This window comes from Pseudomonas sp. JL23 (assembly GCF_056933585.1).
Genome location: NZ_CM167795.1, coordinates 5,084,835 through 5,104,922, shown reverse-complemented (window position 1 = coordinate 5,104,922; position 20,088 = coordinate 5,084,835). Strand labels below are relative to the sequence as shown.

General features: G+C 62.3%; 17 protein-coding genes. 8 read left to right on the top strand and 9 right to left on the bottom strand.

All coding sequences use genetic code 11. The features are described from left to right. Positions 1-100: 100 nt before the first annotated feature. On the bottom strand, positions 101-1,837 hold the full coding sequence (locus tag AC1Z24_RS23520) for an IlvD/Edd family dehydratase (RefSeq protein ID WP_483742922.1): 1,737 nt from the start codon (positions 1,835-1,837) through the stop codon (positions 101-103). A gap of 192 nt (positions 1,838-2,029) precedes the next feature. Here AC1Z24_RS23520 and AC1Z24_RS23515 point away from each other — a divergent pair, with 192 nt between their 5' ends. The 8 genes from AC1Z24_RS23515 to AC1Z24_RS23480 all read left to right on the top strand — a co-directional run bounded on the left by AC1Z24_RS23515 (position 2,030) and on the right by AC1Z24_RS23480 (position 8,007). Beyond that, positions 2,030-3,349, top strand: a complete 1,320-nt coding sequence (locus AC1Z24_RS23515; protein WP_483742921.1) for an MFS transporter — start codon at positions 2,030-2,032, stop codon at positions 3,347-3,349. Between the two features lie 146 nt (positions 3,350-3,495). Beyond that, positions 3,496-4,491, top strand: coding sequence for an AraD1 family protein (gene araD1 / locus AC1Z24_RS23510; protein WP_483742920.1), 996 nt, complete (start codon positions 3,496-3,498; stop codon positions 4,489-4,491). Between the two features lie 55 nt (positions 4,492-4,546). After that, positions 4,547-4,837 carry a DUF5629 family protein gene (locus tag AC1Z24_RS23505; protein WP_483742919.1) on the top strand — a complete coding sequence of 97 codons (291 nt, stop codon included), beginning with the start codon at positions 4,547-4,549 and terminating at the stop codon, positions 4,835-4,837. Positions 4,838-5,071: 234 nt separating this feature from the next. After that, the gene (locus tag AC1Z24_RS23500; protein WP_483742918.1) at positions 5,072-5,578 is read left to right on the top strand and encodes a hypothetical protein; all 507 of its coding nucleotides are present in this window, start codon (positions 5,072-5,074) and stop codon (positions 5,576-5,578) included. 63 nt (positions 5,579-5,641) lie between these two features. Beyond that, entirely contained in the window at positions 5,642-6,805 is a 1,164-nt protein-coding gene (locus AC1Z24_RS23495; RefSeq protein ID WP_483742917.1) for a lactonase family protein, read from the top strand. A gap of 184 nt (positions 6,806-6,989) precedes the next feature. Beyond that, complete coding sequence (locus tag AC1Z24_RS23490) at positions 6,990-7,169, top strand: hypothetical protein (protein WP_483742916.1); 180 nt, start codon at positions 6,990-6,992, stop codon at positions 7,167-7,169. A 428-nt stretch (positions 7,170-7,597) separates the two neighbouring features. After that, on the top strand, positions 7,598-7,789 hold the full coding sequence (locus tag AC1Z24_RS23485) for a hypothetical protein (RefSeq protein ID WP_483742915.1): 192 nt from the start codon (positions 7,598-7,600) through the stop codon (positions 7,787-7,789). Further along, positions 7,786-8,007, top strand: a complete 222-nt coding sequence (locus AC1Z24_RS23480; RefSeq protein ID WP_259102517.1) for a hypothetical protein — start codon at positions 7,786-7,788, stop codon at positions 8,005-8,007. The genes AC1Z24_RS23485 and AC1Z24_RS23480 overlap by 4 nt, the downstream gene beginning before the upstream one ends. Before the next feature lie 25 nt (positions 8,008-8,032). On the opposite strand, the gene AC1Z24_RS23475 is transcribed toward AC1Z24_RS23480, so the two are convergent. From AC1Z24_RS23475 to AC1Z24_RS23440, 8 genes are all read right to left on the bottom strand, one after another. Continuing rightward, positions 8,033-11,674: an AAA family ATPase gene (locus AC1Z24_RS23475; protein ID WP_483742914.1), complete on the bottom strand. Its 3,642-nt coding sequence runs from the start codon at positions 11,672-11,674 to the stop codon at positions 8,033-8,035. After that, on the bottom strand, positions 11,671-12,915 hold the full coding sequence (locus AC1Z24_RS23470) for an exonuclease SbcCD subunit D C-terminal domain-containing protein (RefSeq protein WP_483742913.1): 1,245 nt from the start codon (positions 12,913-12,915) through the stop codon (positions 11,671-11,673). The genes AC1Z24_RS23475 and AC1Z24_RS23470 overlap by 4 nt, the downstream gene beginning before the upstream one ends. Positions 12,916-13,094: 179 nt before the next feature. Beyond that, positions 13,095-14,738 (bottom strand): BatD family protein, encoded by a 1,644-nt coding sequence (locus tag AC1Z24_RS23465; protein ID WP_483746698.1) that lies wholly within the window; start codon positions 14,736-14,738, stop codon positions 13,095-13,097. Then, positions 14,738-16,471 carry a VWA domain-containing protein gene (locus tag AC1Z24_RS23460; RefSeq protein WP_483742912.1) on the bottom strand — a complete coding sequence of 578 codons (1,734 nt, stop codon included), beginning with the start codon at positions 16,469-16,471 and terminating at the stop codon, positions 14,738-14,740. Before AC1Z24_RS23460 ends, AC1Z24_RS23465 begins: the two co-directional genes overlap by 1 nt. Continuing rightward, positions 16,468-17,538: a vWA domain-containing protein gene (locus AC1Z24_RS23455; protein ID WP_483742911.1), complete on the bottom strand. Its 1,071-nt coding sequence runs from the start codon at positions 17,536-17,538 to the stop codon at positions 16,468-16,470. The genes AC1Z24_RS23460 and AC1Z24_RS23455 overlap by 4 nt, the downstream gene beginning before the upstream one ends. Beyond that, positions 17,531-18,025 (bottom strand): DUF4381 domain-containing protein, encoded by a 495-nt coding sequence (locus AC1Z24_RS23450; RefSeq protein WP_259102509.1) that lies wholly within the window; start codon positions 18,023-18,025, stop codon positions 17,531-17,533. The genes AC1Z24_RS23455 and AC1Z24_RS23450 overlap by 8 nt, the downstream gene beginning before the upstream one ends. Continuing rightward, the gene (locus AC1Z24_RS23445) at positions 18,022-18,987 is read right to left on the bottom strand and encodes a DUF58 domain-containing protein (RefSeq protein ID WP_409033904.1); all 966 of its coding nucleotides are present in this window, start codon (positions 18,985-18,987) and stop codon (positions 18,022-18,024) included. The genes AC1Z24_RS23450 and AC1Z24_RS23445 overlap by 4 nt, the downstream gene beginning before the upstream one ends. Next, positions 18,968-19,927: an AAA family ATPase gene (locus tag AC1Z24_RS23440; RefSeq protein ID WP_259102507.1), complete on the bottom strand. Its 960-nt coding sequence runs from the start codon at positions 19,925-19,927 to the stop codon at positions 18,968-18,970. Before AC1Z24_RS23440 ends, AC1Z24_RS23445 begins: the two co-directional genes overlap by 20 nt. Between the last annotated feature and the right edge of the window lie 161 nt (positions 19,928-20,088).

The window sequence follows — 20,088 nt, the reverse complement described above, 5'->3', positions numbered from 1 at the left end:
TTAGCCGGGAAGGCGTAGACATGATCAACACATTTCTATCGCCTGTCCCATGGTCTTCCCGGCTAAAGCCGGTCCCACAAGAGGGTTCGCTTCGCTCAGGTCAATGGGAATGCCTTGGCACCTCCGATCCACGGCTGCCCACCAGGAAGTCAAAATCGCAGCCCTGATCCGCCTGCATCACATGGTCGATATAGAGCTGGCGATAGCCGCCGCTGAGCAATTTCGGTGGCGCCTGCCAGTCGGCCAGGCGGGCCTCCAGTTCAGCGTCGGAAATTTCCAGATGCAGGCGGCCACTGGCGCAGTCGAGTTCGATCCAGTCGCCTTCCTGCACCACCGCCAGAGGCCCGCCGGCTGCGGCTTCCGGGGCTACGTGCAGGACCACGGTGCCGTAGGCGGTGCCGCTCATGCGCGCATCAGAGATCCGCACCATATCGGTGACGCCCTGGGCCAGCAGCTTGGCGGGCAGGCCCATGTTGCCGACTTCGGCCATGCCCGGATAACCCTTGGGCCCGCAGTTCTTCATGACCAGGATCGAGTTGGCATCGACGTCCAGATCCGGGTCGTTGATGCGCGCCTTGTACATATCGAAGTTCTCGAAGACCACGGCGCGGCCACGGTGCTGCATCAGCGCAGGGGTTGCTGCAGAGGGCTTGAGCACCGCACCCAATGGCGCCAGGTTGCCGCGCAGTACGCAGATGCCGCCGTCGGCGCGGATCGGGTTGTCGAGGGCGCGGATAACTTCGTCATCGCCGTAGATCGGCGCGTTCTGATTGTTCTCGCGCAGGCTTTTGCCGTTGACGGTCAGGGCATGGGGGTTGGGCAGCAGATTGGCTTCGTCGAGACGACGCAACACCGCAGGCAGGCCACCGGCGTAATAGAACTCTTCCATCAGGAAACGCCCGGACGGCTGCAGGTCGACGATGGTCGGCATGCCCCGGCCGATACGGGTCCAGTCGTCCAATTCCAGATCGACGCCGATGCGCCCGGCAATGGCCTTGAGGTGGATCACCGCGTTGGTCGAACCGCCGATGGCGGCGTTGACGCGGATGGCGTTTTCGAAGGCTTCCTTGGTGAGGATCTTCGACAGCTTGAGATCTTCGCGGACCATGTCCACGGCGCGCATGCCGGACATATGCGCCAGCACATAACGTCGTGAATCCACCGCCGGAATCGCCGCGTTGTGGGGCAGGGAAGTACCCAGGGCTTCGGCCATGCAGGCCATGGTCGAGGCCGTGCCCATGGTATTGCAGGTGCCTGCCGAGCGCGACATGCCGGCTTCGGCAGAGAGGAATTCGTCGAGGCTGATCTGCCCGGCTTTATAAGACTCGTGCATCTGCCAGACGATGGTCCCGGCACCGATGTCCTTGCCATGGTGTTTGCCGTTGAGCATTGGCCCGCCGGTGACGACGATGGCCGGCACGTCGCAACTGGCGGCGCCCATCAACAGGGCCGGGGTGGTTTTGTCACAGCCGGTGAGCAGCACCACGCCATCGATGGGGTTGCCGCGAATGGCTTCTTCGACATCCATGCTGGTCAGGTTGCGGGTGAACATCGCCGTGGGGCGCAGGTTCGATTCGCCATTGGAGAACACCGGGAATTCTACTGGCCAGCCACCGGCTTCGATGATGCCGCGCTTGACGTGTTCGGCGATGGTACGGAAGTGGGCGTTGCACGGGGTCAGCTCTGACCAGGTGTTGCAGATGCCGATGATGGGCTTGCCGAACTGATGGTCGGCGATGCCCTGGTTCTTCATCCAGCTGCGGTACATGAAGCCGTTCTTGTCGGCGGTACCAAACCATTGGGCAGAACGCAGGGGTTTTTTATCGGAATCAGACATGATCGGGGTTCTCTTATTGTAAGACTTAATTTTGGAGCTGTTCGCTAAAATAGGCCGAAAACTCTGCCGTGTGAAGAGTTGTTGTCTAAATAGTAATACTATATAGTCCGTGGCACATGAGGGACGACTCTGTCTGAAGGCAGCGCGCATCCCCCGGGATTCCATAACAAAAACAAATTGGAGACCGCACACATGAGCCAGGAACTCGGGCTTATACGCCGCATCACCCTGAAATTGATTCCCTTCCTGATCCTGCTCTACCTGATCGCTTATGTGGACCGCTCTGCCGTGGGCTTCGCCAAGCTGCATATGGGCGCGGACATCGGTATCGGCGATGCCGCCTACGGGTTGGGCGCCGGGCTGTTTTTCATCGGCTACTTCCTGTTGGAAATCCCCAGCAACCTGATGCTTGAACGCTTCGGTGCGCGGCGGTGGTTTGCGCGAATCATGATCACTTGGGGCGCCATCACTATCGGCATGGCTTTCGTTCAGGGGCCGTCGAGCTTTTATGTCATGCGCTTTCTGTTGGGCGCGGCAGAGGCGGGCTTCTTTCCTGGTGTGCTGTACTACATCACCCAGTGGTTCCCGGTACGCCATCGCGGCAAGATCCTCGGCCTGTTCATCCTTTCCCAACCCATCGCCATGATGATCACCGGGCCGGTCTCCGGTGGCCTGCTGGGCATGGACGGCGTGGCCGGTCTGCACGGTTGGCAGTGGTTGTTCATCGTTATTGGTACGCCGGCGATCCTGCTGACCTGGCCGGTGTTGCGCTGGCTGCCGGACGGCCCGCAACAAGTGAAGTGGATGGACCAGGGCGAAAAGGACTGGCTGGCCGGTGAGCTGAAAAAGGATCTGCAAGAGTACGGCCAGACCCGCCACGGCAACCCGCTGCATGCCCTCAAGGACAAGCGCGTGCTGTTGCTGGCGCTGTTCTACCTGCCAGTGACCCTGAGCATCTACGGCCTGGGCCTGTGGCTGCCGACCCTGATCAAGCAGTTTGGCGGCAGCGATCTGGTGACCGGCTTCGTTTCGGCAGTGCCCTACATCTTCGGCATTGTCGGCCTGCTGATCGTGCCGCGCAGTTCCGACCGCTTGAACGACCGTTACGGACATCTGGCGGTGCTCTACGTGATCGGCGCCATTGGCCTGTTTGGCGCTGCCTGGTTCAGCTTGCCCATGGCGCAACTGGCGGCATTGTGTCTGGTGGCGTTTTCGCTGTTTTCCTGCACGGCGGTGTTCTGGACGTTACCGGGGCGTTTCTTCGCCGGGGCCAGTGCCGCAGCCGGTATTGCCCTGATCAACTCGGTGGGCAACCTGGGCGGCTATATAGGCCCGTTCGTTATCGGCGCGCTGAAGGAATACACCGGCAATCTGGCCACGGGGCTGTACTTCCTGTCCGGGGTGATGGTGTTTGGCCTGATCCTCACCGGCATCGTTTATCGGGTGCTGGAGCGCAAGCATGTGTTGCCGAGCGAGCAGTTTGCGGCGAGTGCGCGCACTCAGCGGGTTTGAATCAAACAACCAACAGGTAGGAGCGAGGCTTGCCCGCGAAGAGGCCGGTACATCCGGTACATTTTCAGAGGTTGAAAGAATGTCTTCGCGGGCAAGCCTCGCTCCTACGATCCGCAGCAGAGCGGACATCTTCAAGGAGCATGAACATGCGCTTAGTACAGTTCGAATTGAGCAATGGCCAGCGTCGCGTTGGTCTGGTAGACGGTGATCGGGTCCATGAAGTACTCGGCGCGAACAGCGTGCGCGAGCTGGCCCTGGCGGCCATCGACGCTGGCGTGAGCCTCGCTCGGCAGGTCGATGGCCTGGGTTTGGGTGAGCATCACGATTACGCGCAACTGCTTGAGCAGTTGCGCATCCTGCCGCCGCTGGATCATCCGGATCCGGCCCATGTGCTGGTCAGCGGTACCGGCCTGACCCATCTGGGCAGTGCGTCGGCGAGGGACAAGATGCACCAGCATGATGGCGAGGTCGAAGCGGGCATGACCGACACCATGAAAATCTTCAAGTGGGGCATCGAAGGTGGCAAACCTGCGGCGGGCAAGGTCGGCGCGCAGCCGGAGTGGTTCTATAAAGGTGACGGCAGCATCATCGTACGCCCAGGCGCGGCATTTCCGGTGCCGCCCTTTGCCGAAGATGCCGGTGAAGAGCCGGAACTGAGCGGCCTGTATGTCATCGGTAACGACGGCAAGCCGTATCGTCTGGGATTTGCCCTGGGCAATGAGTTTTCCGACCATGTCATGGAGCGCAAGAATTACCTGTACCTGGCCCACTCGAAGCTGCGCGCCTGCTCTTTCGGCCCGGAACTGCGGGTCGGCGAGCTGCCGCAGAACCTGGCGGGCACCAGCCGCATCGTCCGTGATGGCCAGGTGTTGTGGGAGAAGGAATTCCTAAGCGGCGAGGCCAACATGTGCCACAGTCTGGAAAACCTAGAATACCACCACTTCAAATACAGCCAGTTCCTGCGTCCCGGAGATGTGCATGTGCATTTCTTCGGCACTGCGACCCTGTCCTTCGCCGATGGTATCCGCACTCAGGTGGGGGACCGCTTCGAGATCAGCCAAGGGGAATTCGGTGAGCCGCTGACCAACGGTATCGCAGCGAGCGAAGCGGCCTTTGAGCCGGGAGGCATCGGCAAACTCTGACTCGATGGGGTGTTTTGACCTATCATCCGCGTTTTTACCCAAGCGAATGACTGATATGACTGACACCCCCGCAACCTTGCTGGCCGCCCTGGAAGCCTCCCAGATGCTGGAAATCGACGGGCTGCATGCCTTCGATTTCGTCCTTGGCGCTGAATTGCATATCGAGAGCATGGACGGCCGCGAGCGCAAGGTCTGGCGTTTCAGCCAGGCCCAGGTCCAGGCCGCGACCTTCGATGCCGATCTGCAAAGCTGGGTTATCAATGACGGTAATGCCGATCACCGCATTGTGTGCATCAGCGACGCTTTCGCCGCCAGCGAGGCCGAGGATGAAGACGAGCAGGGTTGATCCAGATCAATTTTTTGCCCGGTTATCTGTAGTAATCTTATTTCCATGCGTCCCGCGTTTTTATGACGACGGGATCGGCATGGGCACGATGAGCAGGCCTGGCCTGCCATTACACACGGATGTGCTTGCCTTTCTCTTATGTAGCCCTGGCTGCATAACGACATTGCAACGACTGGCCCGGCCAGTCACCGCCCGACGGATTCAGGCGGCTCGATATAGATAGGGAGATCCATCGTGAACACTCAACGTCCCATGCGTTGCACCCGGCTGTTGCCGGTCGTCTTCGGCTCGATTCTGCTGCTGGTCGGCATGATGCTGGCATTCGCCGGCGCCCGCCTGGCCAGCATGGGGGCTTCGTTTCACTACATGATGTCGGGTATCGGCCTGCTGAGCATCGGCGTGTTGCTGCTCATGGCCAGGCGTTGTGCCGTCAGCCTGTTTGCCTTGCTGCTGTTGCTCAGCACGCTGTGGGCGCTGTGGGAAGTCGGTGTGACCGGCGAAGAACTACTGCCGCGCCTGGCCATCTGGTTTGTGGTCGGGGCCCTGCTGTTGTTGCCGCGCATGCGCACCGGCCTGCGCCCGACCGGGCAGGACTTATCCACAGCCTGGTTGATCATTGCCCTGGTGCTGGCGGTGGTCTCGATCGAGCCACTGCGTCAGGTCGAGGGCGCGAAGACCTGGGCCTCGCGGCTGATCCCCAGTTTGCAGCCGGATGTACGGGAGGCGGTGGCGGAAAACTAATAGGGGTCACCCATGGTCCCAACTACTGCGTCGTGCATAACACCAATAAAAGGACATGCCCCAATGAATGCACCCTTGTTGCCGTGGCTGGCTTTGGCCAGCGCTTTAACGCTACTTCCCGTCCAGGCTCAAACCATGACAACTGCCGATGTACTGGTAGGCTCCTACACCCAGGGCGCCAGCAAAGGGATTTATCGGCTGGGGTTCGACAGCCAGACCGGCAAGCTCGACCCACAGCCGCGTCAGGTCATCGACAGTGAAAACCCCTCGTGGCTGACCCTGTCCAAGGATCAGCGCCACCTCTATGTAGTCAACGAGAACGGGCCGGGTCAGGCCGACGCGACCGGCAAGGTCAGCAGTTTCGCCATAGACGGTAAGACCCATCAGGTTACGCCGATCAATCAGGTGCAGAGCCGTGGCGATGAACCGACCCACTCAAGCCTCAGCCCCGATCAGCGTTTTCTTTTCGTCGCCAACTATGCCGTGCACCCTGAGCCCGGTGGTGTGCTGGCGGTGATTCCGGTAGGCAAGGACGGTAAATTGTCCGGCGTGGTGCAGACCGAAACCCACCCGGCCGGCCATGTCGATGCCGAGCGCCAGGCGTCGTCCCACGTGCATTCGGCGGTGCCGACTCCGGATGGCAAGTATCTGGTGGCCAGTGACCTGGGGGCCGACCGCTTGTTCGTCTATCGCTATGACGGCAGCAAGGAAAAGCCTCTGGAAGCCGCGAAGGTGGCGTTCGTTGAGCTACCGCCGGGTAGCGGGCCGCGTCACCTGCTGTTCAGTGCCGACGGCAAGCATGCCTGGCTGACCCTGGAGATGGCCGCTCAGGTCGCCGTGTTTGAATACCACGATGGCACCTTCAAGCAGACCCAGCAGGTCGATCTCAAGGGCGATGCGCAGAAGAACGGCGCGGGTGGCCTGCACGCCTCACCGGACGGCAAGTTCCTCTATGTGGCCAATCGCGGCGATGCCAATGAGTTGCTGGTGTTCGCCATCGATAAGGCCAGCGGCAAGCTCAAGGAGATTCAGCGTCGCTCGGTCGAAGGCAAGGAGCCGCGGGAGTTCAGTTTTGACCCCAGCGGCAAGTTCGTGCTGATCGCCAACCAGAAAAGCAATGCCATCGTCACGCTAAAACGTGACCCGAAAACCGGTTTGCTGGGGGACACGGTGCAGAAAATCGACTTCGATTCGCCGTCTGACTTCAAATTTCTGTCAGGCAAATAGGCGCAAAACAGGCGGCAAAATGTCGCAGACCCGCGCAGCACGCGGGTTTGCGCTTGTATTAATCGAATCGATAACGGCTATATGCGCAAAGCATTTTCATGATGGGCTCCTCAAGCGTAACTTCTCTCTCACGGCCTGACGGTCAAGACTTGAAACGCAACAATCAACACCGAGGAATACCGACATGAACTTCAATCTCTTCTCCATCATTGCCGCTTCCGCCATTTCTGCCAGCGTTGTATTACCTGCCAGCGCCAGCACCGAAGTGACCGAGAAAAAAGCACAAGCAACACAAACTTATACCCCGCAGTATCTGCAAAAAAGCGCAAACTTCTATGCTGCACTGGATCACAAGACCCAATAATGAATAAGCGCCTTAAGCGAATCCATTCCCCGTCAACGAAAGTTTCGATCACAGGGAATGGGTTCCAATAAAAACTGAAACGGTAACATCAGGAATCACAGCGTCAATGCAGACGTTTTCGCGAGCATGTTCGCTTTAACACAGGTCTTTGCGACCACTGCCCACTGCGTGGCAGACCATGCAATTACTGTGGTGTGAGCTTGCTTGCGAAAGCGCCTGGCGCAAACTGGATTCCCTCCCTTGGTCCCCATCGCTTCGCAGCCTTGGGGATTTTTTTGCCTGTTATAAATACTCACGCTATCGACCTGATCAACGGCCTCAATCATTAAGCCGACTGATATCCGCTATGCCGAGCCATCGTTTTCAATAATGTCGTGATTCTTCGATCATGGCGCCACTGGAAACACATGACTACGGAGTTACACAACATGGCCACTGCCATCCTGCAATCCATTAAACATGGCGCGTATGTTGCCATCTCTCTTTATGTTGTCTTCATTGCCGTGGTCACTGTTACCAGCATGAGTCCGCAACTTAAAAGTCACACTTTCCAGCCGGAACGCGCTTCCCTGGTTGAACTTGAGCGTGCCTCACCTGCAGCGCAGGAGCGTGCATCATGAGCGGCAGTAAATTATGGGTGACCGCAGGGCTGGCCCTGGCGATCAACGGCGGCTCGTTGCTGGGCATGGGCTTCGGCTCGGCCGGCGGGGTGGCGCGTAGTATCGAGTGCAAGCACGAGATTGCCCACGCCATAGAGAATGCCCGGGCGCTGAAATGGGCGGTGGAGAATCCACCGTTCAAGATTGGGCAGGGTTTACCCGGTTGGGCGTACACATAATCCCCAACGATGACCGTTTCAGGCCTTACGTTACTTCAATGGTGCTCAAGCCATTGCCCTGTCGCCGCACCTGAATCTGTACCGGGATTCGCTCGTGCATTTCTTGCACATGGGAGATGACCCCGACCTTGCGGCCCTGAGCCTGCAGGCCGTCGAGGGCGTCCATCGCCAGTTGCAGGGATTCGGGATCGAGGCTGCCGAAGCCTTCGTCGATAAACAGCGACTCGATTTTCAGCGTGTTCGAAGCCATCGATGCCAGTCCCAAAGCCAGCGCCAGGGACACCAGAAAGGTTTCGCCCCCCGACAATGAATGCACCGAGCGCAGTTCGTCGCCCATTTCCGTATCCATGACCAGCAGGCCGAGCATGCTGCCACCGCGTTTGAGCCGATAGCGCCTTACCAGTTGGCGCAGTTGGCTGTTGGCGTGATGCACCAGCAGGTCGAGGTTATAGGCCTGGGCGATCTTGCGGAAGCGGTCGCCTTCGGCCGAGCCGATCAGGGTCGACAGGCGTGCCCAGCGCTGCCATTCCTGGCTGGCCTGCTCGATCTGCTGTGCCAACGCCTGATTGGCTTGCTGGCGGCGTTGATCTTCGCTCTGCCGGGCGCGCAGTTCGGCGCAGAGGTCTTCGCTGGCGGCGAGCTGTGTGTGCAGTTCGGCGGTGGCACTGGCCAGTTGCTCGGCAGGCAGGTCGCCATTGTGCTGGGCCTGATGCTGAGCCAGGCGCTCTTCGCGCTCTTGCAGCAGCACCTGGAACTGCTCGATGGCCTTTTCCGTATTGTGCAGGCGCTGGCGCAACTGGCTGAGTTGCTCATCGTCAACAGCCAGCAACCCGGCCAGTTCTTCGTCGCTCATCTCGGGATGACGGGCGCGCCACTCATCAATCTTGCCGACCAGTTGTTGCTGTTCCTGTTGCAGGCTGTCCAGGCGTTCGGCTTTGGCCTTGAGCTCGCTGGCCAGTTGCAGCAGGTGCGTGCGGGCGTCCTGCAGGGTCTGGGCGGCGCTGCTTTCGGCTTCCCGGGCCTGTTGCTCCTGTTGTTGCAGATGCTGTTGCCAGTGTTCGGCGTCGACATGGGTGCCGAGCCACTGAGCCAGTTGCTGCTGGCTGGCCTGTTGTCGGGTGCTCAGCTCGCTGCAGTGTTGGGTCAGCCGGGCGCGATCTTTTTCCCGAGTCTGTTGGCTGGCCTGTTCCAGTTCGATCTTCTGCTGGCGCTCGCGCTGTTCCTGTTGCTCGTCGTTGCGCTGGTCGAGCTGGGCCAGGCGTTCGCCGACCTGCTGCTCCAGTTGCATCACGGTCTGCGCCGCCTGAGTGCGCAGGCCGTCGATGTGCTCGGCGGACAGCACCGCAGAGAACGCGTCCAGCTCTTGTTCCAGCCGTTCGCGGTCGCCACTCAGTTGACGCTGCTGATCCTGCCATTGCTGGTTGGCCAGCTGGCTGGCTTCGCCGGTGGCCTGCACCTGTTGTTGCAGGCGCGCGGCGTCCTGTTGCAGGGTCAGCAGGGCATTTTGCCGTTGCTCGTCCTGGGCGATGTTGTGTTGCAGTTGGCTCAGTTGCTGATTGAGCCAGGCTTCGCGCGTGTTGACGTCCTGTTCCAGCAGGCGGGCGCCCAGAGCGTGGGCGGCAAGGCTCTCGCCCAGTGCCTGCTGCTGTGGTGCCAGTTGCTCCTGCTGTTGCAGGCTGTCTTTCTGCTGGGCGATCAGGGCGCCGACCTGGGTGCGCAAATCGTTCAGGCGTTCATTGAGCGCGGTGACGACTTTGAGCGCGTTGCTTTCTTCCTGTTCATCGTGGCGGCCGAGGCTGTCGAGCAAGGCCTCGGGCTGATGGTAGGGATGTTCGTGGCTACCGCAGACCGGGCAGGGCTGGTCGTCCTGCAGTTGCCCGCGCAGCTCTTCGACACTGGCACTGCGGGCCAGGCGCTGGCGTTCGAGCAATTGGCGAGTGACGCTCAAGGTCTGCTCGGCGACGGTCAGCTCGTTTTTGGCTTGCAGGCCTTCGGCGGTCAGGCGTTCGCGTTCCTGCTGGGCCTGTTGATGTTTTTGGCTCAGCTCAAGGGCGCGGGAATCGAGTTCCTGCAAGCGGGCCCACAGCCGCGCCAGTTCTTCGACACTGCGCTGTTGCTTGCGGTTGTCCTGGAGCAGGTTGCCGAGCAGTTGGATCTGCTCGGTCACCGCATGGGCTTCAGCGCCGGCCTCGCGGTAGAGCAGGTCCAGGGCGGTGCGATGCTGATTGAGTTGTTCGCTGGCGCTGTTGGCCCGTTGTTCCAGGGCCGGTAGTTCGGCCTGGCCCTGATTCAGACGGTTGCCGATCAGCATCGCTTGCTTGAGGCGGTCGCGCCAGGCGGTCCAGGCTTCGGCCAGGGGCGCCAGTGCGTTGCTTTGTTGCAGTTGCGTGGCGATCAACTCAAGGCGCTGGCTGCTGGCCTGTTGCCGGTCGAGCATGCCTTGCAAGGCTTGTTGGCCCTGAGTGCATTGCTCGTCGAGTTGCTGGCGTTCGCCGTCGGCCTGGCTCAGGTCCTGATTCAGGCGCGCCAGCTGGCTCTGCTCGTCGAAGGCCTGGCGCAGCAGTGGCGCGGCATCGGCCAGTTGCTGGCGGGCGTCGAGCAGCGTGGCATGGGCCTGCTGCTGCGTGCTTTCGAGCTGTTGCAACTGGGTATGCAGGGCCTGTTGCTGTTGGTTCTGGGCGTCAATCTGCGCGGCCAGTGGCGTGAGTTGGCTATTGAGCTCCTGTTGGCGAACAAACTGATGGCGTTGAGTGGCCAGTTGCTCAAGGCGGCCGAGCTTGAGGCGTTCGGCGCCTTGTTGCTGTTCTTCGTTGCGCGCCTGTTGCAGTTGTTCGGCGGCGGCTTGCCGGGCTTCCTGCAACTGGCCGAGCAAGGTCAGCCACTGTTGTTGCTGTTCGAGCTGCTTGAGCCGGGCCTGGTGGGTCTTGAGCTGGCCTTGTTCTTCCAGCAGGCGCTGATCCAGCGCCGTGCGCTCTTCTTCACTCAATGGGCTGATGCCGGCCGAGCGAGCCTTGAGCTCGTCATGGGCCTTTTCCGCTTCCCTGGCCTTGCTGAAGGCGCGGCGGCCCAGTTGGCTATAGATGGCGGTGTCGGTGAGCTTTTCCAGCAGCTCGCTGCGCTCCTTGTCATCGGCCTTGAGGAAGGCGCTGAACTCGCTCTGGGCCAGCATCACGGCCCGGGTGAACTGCTCGAAATTCAGGCCCAGGCGGGCTTCGAGCATGCTCTTGTATTCGGTCTTGTTCTGGCTGCTGAGGATCTGTTCGCTGTCCAGGTCGGTCAGGGTCTGGCGGCTGGCCTGGAGTTTTTTCGTGGCGTTATCGCGAGCGCGGTTGGTTTCCCAGCGGGCGCGGTAACGGCGTTGATCGATGCCGACAAAGTCCACCTCGGCATAACCGCTGCCGGTGCCACGGCGCAGCAGGGTGCGCGGGTCGTTGGTGCTGATGTCGCCGTCGATCTCCGGGACCTTGGATTGGCCGACATTGCTCAGCCGTGGAATCGCCCCGAACAGCGCCAGGCACAAGGCGTCGAGCAGCGTGCTCTTGCCCGCGCCGGTTGGCCCGGTAATAGCGAACAGCCCGGCACTGGCCAAGGGCTCGGCGGTGAAATCCAGTTCAAAGGGCCCGGCCAGGGAGGCGAGGTTTTTCAGGCGGATGGCGAGGATTTTCATGGCTGCTCGCCCTCCAGCTGGACTTCCTGCAACAGGATGGCGAAGTCATTGAGGGTCTGTTCATCGACCGGGTTGCCGTAGTGGTCCTGCCAGGCGCGGCTGAACAGTTCCCGAGGGCTGAGCTGATCGAGTTCGATCAGATCGCTTTCGCCGTCGCCGCCATTTTCGCCCCCTTTACCTGCGTATTCGGTGGAGATGCGCACCAGGCGCACGGCCTTGCCTTGCAGGGCGCCTTCGATCTGGTTGCGCAGGTCCGGTTGTGGCTCGTCGAGGCGCACCCGTACTTCCAGCCAGGGCTGGCGGTCGATATCGGCGAGCAGGTCGATGTCCGGCAGGTCCTTGAGTTGCTCCATTAGCTCGGCCAAAGGCGCAGGGCCCAAGCGTTGCAGGTTGACGGCGCGGGGGATCAGACGGGTTTCGACGCTGGCCAATTGGCCGTCCTGGCAGTTGATTTCGAGGATCTGGTGTTGGTAGCCGATTTCCGAAAACGACAGGGGAATAGGCGAGCCGCAGTAACGAATGCGCTCCTCGCCATTGACCCGTTGCGGCTTGTGCAGGTGGCCGAGGGCGACATAGGTGATATCAGCGCTGAACAGGCTGGCGGGCAGGGCTTCGGCGGTGCCGATGATCAGGCTGCGTTCGGAGTCTTCCGAGACCGAGCCGCCGGCCATATGGGCGTGGCTGATGGCGATCAGCACCTGGCCCGGCTGACGCTTGCTTTGCGCTGCGGCGATCAGGGCTTCATGGACCTGGCCGATGCCTCGCAGATAGTTATCCCCCAGCACGCCGCCGGTGACTTCGGCCGGGCGCAGGAACGGCAGCGCCAGGCACCAGCCACCAATGCTGCCATCGGCGGCGGGCAGCGGTAGCAACAGGCGTTCGGCATCGAGCACGCCATCATCCAGCCACAGCACGCGACCCAGGGCATGGGTGCGCAGGCGACGCATCAAGGGGGCAGGCAGTTCAATACGCGAACCGGAATCATGGTTGCCGGCGATCATGACGATGGTCAGCTGCGGCAGGCGCTCGTGGGCGTTGACGATGAAATCGTAGAGCCGCTCCTGGGCTTTGACCGGCGGGTTGACCGTGTCGAAGATATCGCCTGCGATCAGCAGGACCTCGGGCTTGCGTTCGCTCAGGCTGGTGAGCAGCCAGTCGAGAAACGCCCCGTGCTCGAAGTCGCGCTCCTGGCCATGAAGGTTCTGGCCCAGGTGCCAATCGGAGGTGTGAAACAGACGCATGGGGTTTCCTTGTTGGTGCTGTTCAGCCTGTTTGATGAGTAAAAGAGCCGCTGCTGTTGCTGATATTGCACTGTCGCGCTGCAAACACGGACTGTAGGACCGGCTTTAGCCGGGAGAGCGCTCTCGCGGCTAAAGCCGCTCCTACGAGAAAGCCGTTTATTGTGCCTGATGAATGGCCGCTATTTCGGATAGAGCGGCGGCAGGCCGCTGTCGCCGGTCGAGTCATCAGGCCGTTCGAGAGCGGGCAGGGTACGGACCGCCCGCCACAGGTCTTCGCCGAGCCACAGTTGCCCGGTTTCGCTGTACAGCGCGCCGTTCAGGCCATCGAGGGCATCGGACAGCGGGACGAAGCGGGCGGCCATGTCGGCCAGGGTTTCCGGTTGTTGCCGCGCCCAGGCGTCGAGGGCCTGGCGGGTGGCATGGGGGTCATTGGCCAGGCTCGCGCGCTTGAGGTCATCGAGCACGGTGCGCGGGCTTGGGCCGGTCTGGGCCGAGCGCGGCAGGGCCGGTTGCCAGCGCCCGCGCCACCACAGGCCGAAGCCGAGCAGGGTGCTGCACATGAAAAACAGCGTACTGAGCTGCCATGGCCAGACCGGCGGGCCGATCACCGTGACGCCGCTATTGTCGTTGCTGACCGGCGCATCCACCACCAGGCTCGGGTTGATGCCGACCTGCAAGGCGCGGGCAGGCAGGCTGCTGTGCTCCAGATGGTCTTCCAGGGTGTTCCACCAGACCACATCGACCGCAGGCAGATCAATGGCACCGGGACGACCCGGCACCAGTGCCTCGCGTTCTTCACGGCTGCCGACCAGTCCGCGTTCGCTGTTCTGGTTGCTCAGTTGCGGCTGGTCGGGATAACGGCGCAGGCCGCCGATTTCGGTGACCGGCAAGGGTGGCAACTGGGCGCTGGACAGGCCGTCGGCCTTGAGCGTGATGGTACGAGTCAGGGCATCGCCGACCTGGCTATGGCCTGGTTCCGGGCTCCAGGTTTCGCTCAAATCAATGCTGCGGGCCGGCAGCCACGGGGTGTCGGCCGGGTAATCGCTGGGCTTGGCCTTGACCGTCAGGGTCTGTTCCGGCGAGCTGACCTGCACTCGTTTGCCCGGTTGCGGCGAACCGGTCGTTGTAGTTGCATTGCTGGAATCCTGCACCTGGGTGGCGCTGAATATCTGCGCAGGGATGGTCAACTGGCCGCTTTGCTGCGGGTAGATGCCAAAGCGCATTTCGATGACGCCATGGCGAATGCCATTGATCTGCTTCTCGTAGGTGCGCGAGTTACCCAGCTTTTCGATCCGCGCGTCGGTCATTTGCAACGGGCTCAGGCTGCTGTCGTCGAACAGCGACACCGAGTGATAGATGCGCACGGTGAGCACGGCCTGGGCCTGGACATAGACGTGGTCCTGGTCGAGGCTGGCTTCGATGAATACCGGCGTCAGCTGGCTGCCCGGCTCTTGCGGTTCGGCCGGGACCACCTGCAGTTCGATGGGCTGGCTTTTCAGCTCGCCCAGTTGCAGGGCCGGGATGGTCACGCTGCCGTTCTGCTTGGGCAGCAGGGTGATGATCCAGCGGGTGGTGGCCTGGCCGCCATCGAGGGTATTTAGGCTGTTGAGCTGACGGGTGCCGCGCACGTCGAAAGACGGGTCCAGGGGCGACAGGTCGGGCTTGCCGAACTGGGTGACATCGCTGGTTTCCAGGGTCAGGTCGACGGTTTCACCGGAACTCAGGCGCGCGCGATCGACACTGGCGATCAGCTCCGCGGCCTGGCCCGGCAGGCTGAGCAGGCTCAGCATCAGACTGAGTAAAGCAATGGACAGGCGGCGCATCATCGGGTCTTTTCCTGTTGCTGTTCGTACCAGAACTTGCGGCGCAGCAGCTCGCCCGGGTCGTCCGGGATCTGCCGCAGCCACTGTTCCAGGGCCTGGCGCCGCTCGCCGTCGATATGCGGGTCTGCAGGCTGCAGGGGCGGCCGGGTGGTTTCTTCGCTGTCGTCCAGTGGCGAATTGGCCGAGGTGTTGCCTGCGGTTTTGTCCGGCGGGCTGCCGGTGCTGGTGTCCTGATCAGGTTCGGGGCTTGATTGATCCTGCGGGGTCGCGCTGCTGGCCTCGGACGGTGCGCTGTCGCTGCCCTGTTCGTCGTCCTCGGCTTCAGGGGGTTGCTCTTCTTCCTCTTCCGGCTCGTTGGCGTTGGACTGTTCGGCTTCCTGCTGCAGCACCTGTTCGATCAGGGCCTTGTTCTTCAAGGCCGGCTGCAGCTCGGGTTGCAACTCCAGAGCGCGTTCGTAGGCGTCGAGCGCTGCCTCCAGTTCGCCACTACGGGCCAGGGCGTTACCGCGATTGTAGTGGTCGGCGGCAGTATTGCCTTCGGCAAAGCGCTGAGCGGCGCCAGCGTAGTCCCCGGCTTCATAGAGGGCCAGGCCCTTCCACTGCGGGTTTTCGAAATGGCGCGCGGCTTGTGCAGGGCGATGCCGTTGCAGCAGGCGCTGGCCCTGTTGGTCGGGGCGTTGCCACAGGTCCTGGAATTCGAAGGCCTGGCTGTCCTGAGGGAACAGAAACAGCAGCGGCAGGCATAGCAGCCAGCCTCGGCGACCGGCGCAGGCGGCCAGTAATAACAGTGGCAGCAGGAGCCAGTAGCCCTGGTCGGCCCAGCTGTCCAGTTGCACAAGTTGGCCATTACTGCGCATTTCATGGGGCGCGTCGAGCAGGCCGAGGCTGTGCAGGTCGTCGTTGTCCAGGCGGGCCTGGCGGTAGTTGCCGCCGACTTGGCTGGCGAAGTCCTTGAGCATGGCACTGTCCAGGCGTGGCACGAGAATGGCACCCTGATCATCCTTGAGGAAGCCGCCTTTGTCCTGGGGCACCGGGGCGCCTTCACTGGTGCCAATGCCGAGAATCAGCAGGGGCACGGGTTGATTGTCCAGTGCTTGCTCGATGCCTCGGCGTTCCTGTTCGCTCAGGGACGAGCCGATCAATAGCAGGCGGCCCTGGCCCAGGTCGCCTTGCTTGAGCAGTTCCAGGCCCTTGCGCACGGCCAGGTCGGCGCGCTGACCGGGGGTTGGCATCAGCGCCGGCTTGAGGCTTTCCAGCAGGTTGCGGCTGGTGGCCTGGTCGTCGGACAGCGGCACCAGCGTGTGGGCGCTGCCGGCATAGACGACGATGGCGGTCTGGGAGTCGCTGCGCAGTTGCAGCAAGTCGGTCAACTTGTGCCGGGCCTGATCCAGGCGCGTGGGCGGGCTGTCGGTGGCAAGCATTTCCGGGGTCAGTTCCAGCAGCACCACCAACGGGTCGGCGGGTTTCTGACTGGTCTGTTCCACGCGCTGCCAGGCCGGGCCGAGCAGGGCCAGCAAGGCCAGGAGCCAGGCCAGACCAAGGGCGATCCATGGCAGTTTGCTGTCCCGGCCACGACCACCATTGAGCAACACGCTATGAAAGGCCGAGGGCAGAATCATCTGCCAGCGGCCGGCGCGTTTCTGCCGATGCCAGAGTTGCCACAGCAACCAGCACAGCAGTGGCAACAGCAGCAGCCACCAGGGACGGTACCAATACGGCCAGAGCGCGCTCATCGACGCCTCCGCAAGCGTTTGATCCGTTCGCGCCAGCGCTGGCCATCACGCACAAAGCGTTTCTGGTTGAGCAGGCGCTGGAGGGCATTGTTCGGCCAGCGTTCGAGAATCACCAGGACCAGGCTCATCAATAGAGCTGCGCCCAGTGGCCATTGGTACAGTGGCAACGCCGGGCGGGCCTGGGTCGGTTGTTGGGTGACCGGTTCCAGAGCATCGAGGGTGGCGCGGATCTTTTCCATTTCCTGGCCGTCACGGGCACGGAAGTAGCGACCGCCGCTGATGTCGGCAATCTGCTTGAGGGTCGGTTCGTCCAGATCCAGGCTCGGGTTGATGCCCAGTACGCCCAGGCCGCCTTCCTTGTCGGGATCGGCGCCCATGCCGATGGGGTAGATTTTCACGCCTTCATCGGCGGCCAGGCGCGCAGCGGTCAGGGGATCAATCTGCCCGGCGTTGTTGGCGCCGTCGGTCACCAGTATCAGCACCCGGCTCTGGGCCGGACGCAGGCGCAGGCGTTTCAGGGCCAGGCCGATGGCATCGCCGATGGCGGTGTTTTTCCCGGCGATGCCGATCCGCGCCTCGTCCAGCCAGACCCTGACGGTGCGGCGGTCGAAGGTCAGCGGCGCCTGAACGTAGGCCTGGCTGCCGAACAGGATCAGGCCCACGCGGTCACCCTGACGGGCTTCGAGAAAATCTCCCAGCATGTGCTGGACCAGAGACAGGCGGCTGACGTCGTCGTCCTTCCATTGCATGTCGGGGTAGTCCATGGAGCCGGACACATCCACCGCGACCAAAAGATCGCGGCCACTGGCGGCAATCGGCAACGGCTCGCCGAGCCATTGCGGGCGGGCGCTGGCGATCAACAGCAGCAACCACAGCAGCAGGAACGGCGCCTGCTGCCGCCACGCCGGCAGGTTGGCCCGGGCGCGACGGCCGACCAGGCCTTCGAGGTCGCTGAGAAAGCTGACCTTGAGTGCTGCCTCACCGCTGTCGGCCACCGGCAGCAACAGGCGCATCACCCAGGGCAATGGCAGCAGGGCGAAGATCCACGGCCAGGCGAACTCAAACATGTTTGCGGATCCAGGTGTCGACCGCCTGGGTCAGGCCGATAATGGCCTTGTCGTCGAGTTTGCATTCCGGCTTGTAGGCGCCTTCGACGAGCACCATCCAGCGGGTCAACCCGGCGGCCGGGCAGCGGTTGTCGAGGAAGGCCAGCCATTTGCGCCCGTTAAGGGTGTGGCTCTGGCTGTAGGGATAGTGGTTGCGGCACAGGCGTTTGAGCAGGCCGTTGATCTGTTGCAGCCAGGCACCGGCCGGGGCGCCGTCATAGGGTTTGGGCAAGCGTTCAAGCTCGGCCAGGGCGGCCAGGCGCACCGGGTCCAGAGGCTGTTCAGCGGGGGCGGCCTGGCCTTTGCCGGGCAGGAAACGACGCAGGCGCCAGAGGCCCCAGGCGGCCAGGGGGATCAGCAGTAATAACAGCCACCAGCCGGGCGCCGGCGGCCAGAAGCCGATGGGCGGTGGCGCGATCAGGGGCTGCAGCTGATCCAGCGGGTTCATTTCTGTTTTACCGGTTTCTGCGCGTTCAGGTACTCACGCAGTTGCTCGACCATTTCGCGCTGGGTGCTCAGTGGCATCAACAGCACCCGCAGTTTCTGCGCCAGCAGGTCCCAGCGAGCCACCCGTGATTCGCCCTGGGCGCGATAGGCCTGGCGCAGGTCGGGATCGAGGGTGTCCAGTTCCAGCTGGGCGCCGCGCTCGGCAAAACGCAGCAACCCGGCAGCGGGCAGGGCGTGGTCAAGCGGGTCGGACAGCGGCAGCAGCAACAGATCGCAATGCCGCGACAGCAGGCTCAGTTGCTGTTCGGCGGCATCGGACAACGCGCGCTCGTCGCACAGGACGATCACCAGACTGCCCGGGCGCAGCACCTCGCGAGCCCGGCGCAGGGCAATGCCGAAAGCGTCGCGATCTGCGGCGATCTCGGTATGCAGGGACTGATTGACCCGTACCAGACGGTTGAGCAATTGCAGCAGGCTCTGCTTGCTGCGCCGGGGTTTGATTTCGTAGTGCTCGTTGTCGCCGAACACCAGGCCGCCGACCCGGTCGTTATGGCCTAGGGCCGCCCAGCCGATCAGCGCCGCTGCCTGGGCGGCCAGCACCGATTTGAACATTTGCCCGGAGCCGAAGAACAGGCGGCGGCTTTGTTCGACCAGGATAAAGATCGGCCGCTCGCGTTCTTCATGAAACAGCTTGGTATGCGGCTCTTGCGTACGTGCGGTCACCCGCCAGTCGATGCTGCGTACGTCGTCGCCGGCCTGATAGACCCGCACCTGATCGAAGTCCACGCCACGCCCGCGCAGCTTGGAGTGGTGCAGGCCGATCAGCGGGCTGCGCCGACTGGGGGTGGAAAACAGCTGCACCTCGCGCACGCGGTGACGCATCTCGATCAGTTCGGCGAGATTGACGCGAATACCCGGCTGGCGAAGGAAGGTGTGCATGGCGTCAGGCGACGGCCACGACATCGAGGATGCGCTGGATCACCCGGTCCTGATCGATACCGGCCGCTTCGGCCTCGAACGACAGGATCACGCGGTGGCGCAGGACATCGAACAGCACGGCCTGGATATCTTCGGGGCTGACGAAATCACGTCCGGCCAGCCAGGCATGGGCGCGGGAACAGCGGTCCAGGGCAATCGAGCCCCTTGGGCTGGCGCCGTAGCTGATCCATTCGGCCAGCTCCGGGTCGAACTTGGCCGGGGTGCGGGTAGCCATGACCAATTGCACCAGGTATTCCTCTACGGCGTCGGCCATGTACAGGCCGAGGATTTCCTTGCGTGCAGCGAAAATCGCCTGCTGGCTGACCCGGCGCTCGGGCTTGGTCTCGCCATGCAGGGCTTCGCCGCGGGCCTGGGCGAGAATCTTGCGCTCCACCGAGGCATCGGGGAAACCGATCTTGACGTGCATCAGGAAGCGGTCGAGCTGGGCTTCGGGCAGCGGGTAGGTGCCTTCCTGCTCGATGGGGTTCTGTGTGGCCATGACCAGGAACAGCGGCGACAGCTCATAGGTGCTGCGACCGATGCTGACCTGGCGCTCGGCCATGGCTTCGAGCAGGGCCGACTGGACCTTGGCTGGCGCCCGGTTGATTTCGTCGGCCAGTACCAGATTGTGGAAGATCGGCCCCTGTTGGAAGACGAAGCTGCCGGTTTCCGGACGATAGATCTCGGTGCCGGTGATGTCGGCAGGCAGCAGGTCAGGGGTGAACTGAATGCGATGGAACTGCGCTTCAATGCCTTCGGCCAATTCCTTGATGGCCTTGGTCTTGGCCAGGCCGGGGGCGCCTTCGACCAGCATATGGCCATCGGCGAGCAAGGCAATCAGGAGGCGTTCGACCAGTTTTTCCTGTCCGAGGATCTGCGTTGAAAGAAAGGTTCGCAGCGCAATGAGCGCTTCACGATGTTCCATCGGTGACGGTTCCTGGCAAGGTATTGCGCGGTGTCCGGGGACTCCGGAGCTGGGGGCGATACTTTAATCCATCCAGGGGGGTGCCGACTAACGGGTACGGGGTTTTTTGTTGAAAACTCAGGGTTTGGCTACACGGCTTAAGGAAATCTCCTACACGGCCG

Coding starts and splice junctions, on each gene's coding strand:
- AC1Z24_RS23520 (WP_483742922.1), bottom strand. CDS start 1,837: ATGTCTGATTCCGATAAAAAACCCCTGCGTTCTGCCCAATGGTTTGGT.
- AC1Z24_RS23515 (WP_483742921.1), top strand. CDS start 2,030: ATGAGCCAGGAACTCGGGCTTATACGCCGCATCACCCTGAAATTGATT.
- araD1 (WP_483742920.1), top strand. CDS start 3,496: ATGCGCTTAGTACAGTTCGAATTGAGCAATGGCCAGCGTCGCGTTGGT.
- AC1Z24_RS23505 (WP_483742919.1), top strand. CDS start 4,547: ATGACTGACACCCCCGCAACCTTGCTGGCCGCCCTGGAAGCCTCCCAG.
- AC1Z24_RS23495 (WP_483742917.1), top strand. CDS start 5,642: ATGAATGCACCCTTGTTGCCGTGGCTGGCTTTGGCCAGCGCTTTAACG.
- AC1Z24_RS23490 (WP_483742916.1), top strand. CDS start 6,990: ATGAACTTCAATCTCTTCTCCATCATTGCCGCTTCCGCCATTTCTGCC.
- AC1Z24_RS23485 (WP_483742915.1), top strand. CDS start 7,598: ATGGCCACTGCCATCCTGCAATCCATTAAACATGGCGCGTATGTTGCC.
- AC1Z24_RS23480 (WP_259102517.1), top strand. CDS start 7,786: ATGAGCGGCAGTAAATTATGGGTGACCGCAGGGCTGGCCCTGGCGATC.
- AC1Z24_RS23475 (WP_483742914.1), bottom strand. CDS start 11,674: ATGAAAATCCTCGCCATCCGCCTGAAAAACCTCGCCTCCCTGGCCGGG.
- AC1Z24_RS23470 (WP_483742913.1), bottom strand. CDS start 12,915: ATGCGTCTGTTTCACACCTCCGATTGGCACCTGGGCCAGAACCTTCAT.
- AC1Z24_RS23465 (WP_483746698.1), bottom strand. CDS start 14,738: ATGCGCCGCCTGTCCATTGCTTTACTCAGTCTGATGCTGAGCCTGCTC.
- AC1Z24_RS23460 (WP_483742912.1), bottom strand. CDS start 16,471: ATGAGCGCGCTCTGGCCGTATTGGTACCGTCCCTGGTGGCTGCTGCTG.
- AC1Z24_RS23455 (WP_483742911.1), bottom strand. CDS start 17,538: ATGTTTGAGTTCGCCTGGCCGTGGATCTTCGCCCTGCTGCCATTGCCC.
- AC1Z24_RS23450 (WP_259102509.1), bottom strand. CDS start 18,025: ATGAACCCGCTGGATCAGCTGCAGCCCCTGATCGCGCCACCGCCCATC.
- AC1Z24_RS23445 (WP_409033904.1), bottom strand. CDS start 18,987: ATGTCGTGGCCGTCGCCTGACGCCATGCACACCTTCCTTCGCCAGCCG.
- AC1Z24_RS23440 (WP_259102507.1), bottom strand. CDS start 19,927: ATGGAACATCGTGAAGCGCTCATTGCGCTGCGAACCTTTCTTTCAACG.